The 2805-nt window shown below is 59.5% G+C and carries 2 protein-coding genes; one reads left to right on the forward strand and one right to left on the reverse strand.

Going from position 1 to position 2805, the window contains the following annotated elements; all coding sequences use genetic code 11:
• Positions 1-291 precede the first annotated feature (291 nt).
• Positions 292-549, reverse strand: a complete 258-nt coding sequence (locus tag ACPYOI_RS35395; protein WP_168834208.1) for a hypothetical protein — start codon at positions 547-549, stop codon at positions 292-294.
• 685 nt (positions 550-1234) lie between these two features.
• Between ACPYOI_RS35395 and ACPYOI_RS35400 the strand changes: the two genes are divergently transcribed.
• A complete protein-coding gene (locus ACPYOI_RS35400) occupies positions 1235-2554 on the forward strand; it encodes an epoxide hydrolase family protein (protein WP_481416758.1) in 1320 nt (439 codons plus the stop codon).
• Positions 2555-2805 lie beyond the last annotated feature (251 nt).

Genomic DNA, 2805 nt, shown 5'->3' on the forward strand with positions numbered 1-2805 from the left:
CTCCCATACTGACCAAGCGTTGGAGGCGACCGATGAGAAGCTGAACGCATTCGCTCTAAGTTCGAGGACGACGCCTGCGCGAAGGTGACGATCACGGTAATACTGTCCTGGCGGTCGAAGCGCGCCCTGTTGCAAGCGAAACCTCCGCCATTGAGGAGGCACATAACCTTTCGAAACGAAATGCGGGCGGCCGCCTTCACGCGGAAGCGTGAGGGCCATCCCGCCGTAGGAGAAGGCTAGCCGATCGTGACTTCAGACAGGGCGAGTCGGCGATTTCGCCTGAGGTCGCTGTCAGTCGTAGAGTTCACCGCGACCGATCTGTTCCGTCGCGGCGTTGCTGATCGACGGATCGTCGGCAGGATCGGAATCCTTGTTGTTGGCTTCTTTCAGAACCTGCGCGGCCTCGACGATGGCCACGGTGATCTCTTCAGTGCCCCATCCGGCCTCGTTGGCGGACGCCAGTAGTTCTTGAAGGATATTTCGTACGGCGGACTTCGCATCCTCGAAACGCAGCGACGGGTTTTCTGATCGTGGCCGTGGGAAAGACATTGGTTTCCTCTTTCGTGGGTCCAGCGAAGAACGCGCGAACCACTTAATGGATGCGTTGGAAACCGAACCTTTTGCGGAATTCGGCAGCAGATGCCACCAACGGTAAGCTATCAGACCCTAAGCGGACAAGTGCTTCCACAAATTTATTGCCTCGCTTTCGACCCCGAGCCGTTTTGCCCCAGCCGTGGCTTCGCCCCAGCAAAAGGTCGCTGAATGTTGGCACGATGGCGCGCTGGTAGGGTTTGATCAGCGCGAAGCCGTCACCTCTCGTTCCTTGCGAATAGTCGCCGGTTGAAGAGCTTCGATCGCGCACGCGCGGGACTGATCGACGATACGGTGCTTCGAAATGAGAGGGTGGCTCTCATTTTCTCCAAATACCGGAAAGGTGCCCGGCGGCCTAGATTCCCGTCGATCACAGCCGGACACCTCGCGCCGACGGTTAGTTCAGTAGCGAGGGGAGCCGAGGAATGATGCGTCCCACTGGCCCCTTGGTGTCCAATGCGCATCTTACCTCTGAACCAGAAAGACGAATTAACATGAACGCCATCACAAACGTCGAGGAGAAAGTCGAGCCGCTCGAAAAGATGCGTGCGCTGCTCGGCCGTTCTGATCGTCAGCAAGGGCGTCGCACTCGTCGAACCGATCAAATGAGTCCCGGAGGCGTCGTTCGCAAAGGATGCATGTCATGACAGTCCAGCAGTCAACTCAAAGAATGCACATTTCCCGGCGCTCCCTGCTGTTCGGCAGCGTAGCGATCGGACTTTCGGAGGCCATTATCCCGTTGGCGGCTGCCGCCGCGGACGCCGTCAACGTAGTTCCGGCTGGCATCGGCGATATCCGCCCGTTCAATGCCAAAGCTCCCGAGGCCGCACTTGTTGACCTGCGGCAACGTCTGGCCGCGACGCGGTGGCCGGATGGTGAAACGGTCACCGATCGGTCTCAGGGTGTTCAGCCCGAGAGGCTGAGAGAACTGGCCGACTACTGGCAGTCGTCCTACGACTGGCGAAAGGCGGAAAGGAAGCTCAACTCCTTTCCGCAGTTCCTCACGAACATTGACGGAGTCGACATCCACTTCATTCACGTCCGATCGAAGCACGAAAACGCGCTGCCGTTGATTATGACTCACGGTTGGCCGGGATCGGTCTTTGAGCTGCTGAACGTCATCGGCCCGCTTACCGATCCCACAGCACACGGCGGGAAGGCGGCCGACGCGTTTCATCTGGTAATCCCCTCGATCCCCGGCTTCGGTTTCTCCGGAAAGCCGACGGACAAGGGCTGGGATCCCCAGCGTATCGCCGCTGCATGGGACACGCTGATGAAGCGCCTCTCCTACGAGCGCTACGTCTCGCAGGGCGGCGACTGGGGAGCGATCATCAGCGACGCCCTAGGCCGACAGGCGCCCCAAGGATTGCTGGGCATCCATGTCAACCGGGTGGAGCGCGCGGCCACGTTTCCTCAGGACGCCGCACAGGCCTTGATGAACGGCACGCCCGCGCCCGACAGTCTGTCTCCGGAAGAGAAAGTGATCTTCAATGAAGCTCGCGACTTCCTAAACAACGGCTTCGGCTATGCGGCCATCATGGGCACGCGGCCGGAGACGATTGGGTACGGCCTTGCGGATTCCCCTGTCGGTCTCGCAGCGTGGCTCTACGACAAGATCGCAGACTGGGTGTTCACACGCGGAGATCCGGAAAAGGCCCTTGGCAAAGACGCCATCCTCGACAACATCACGCTTTACTGGCTGACGAACACCGGCCCTTCGAGCGGCCGGATCTACTGGGAGAACGTGGGCGCGATGGCGAAGTTGACCCCCATCAAAGTGCCTGTCGCAGTCACGGTGTTTCCAGGGGAAGTCTACAAGCCGCCGAAGAAATGGCTCTCCAAGGCCTATCCCGAGCTTGTCTACTACAATCGGGTTGCCAAGGGCGGACACTTCGCCGCTTGGGAGGAACCCGAACTCTTCAGTGAAGAAATCAGGACCGCGTTCAGAACGTTACGGTCTTGAAGTACCGCTTCAGAAGACGTCCGTTGAGCAAGTCGTCTGACGTGGAAAGTGCGGCTTGAGCAACGCGTCCGGCTGCAAGTCGATATCAGCAAATGTTGCCCGAAGGGCTATAGGGACGGAGGGCATGTGGCCTTCCGCGAACGACCCCGGCCGATGCCGACGCGGCCGGAATATCCATCATCTATCAGGAACTGAGCGTCATCAACGAACTCTCCGCCCCGGAAAACCTGTCGCCACGCTCGGTGCTGCGA

This window comes from Rhizobium sp. SVR5-2C (assembly GCF_056755115.1).

What these genes read in the sequence shown, in the direction of transcription:
- ACPYOI_RS35395 (WP_168834208.1), bottom strand. Translation starts at nt 549, where the DNA reads ATGTCTTTCCCACGGCCACGATCAGAAAACCCGTCGCTGCGTTTCGAG.
- ACPYOI_RS35400 (WP_481416758.1), top strand. Translation starts at nt 1,235, where the DNA reads ATGACAGTCCAGCAGTCAACTCAAAGAATGCACATTTCCCGGCGCTCC.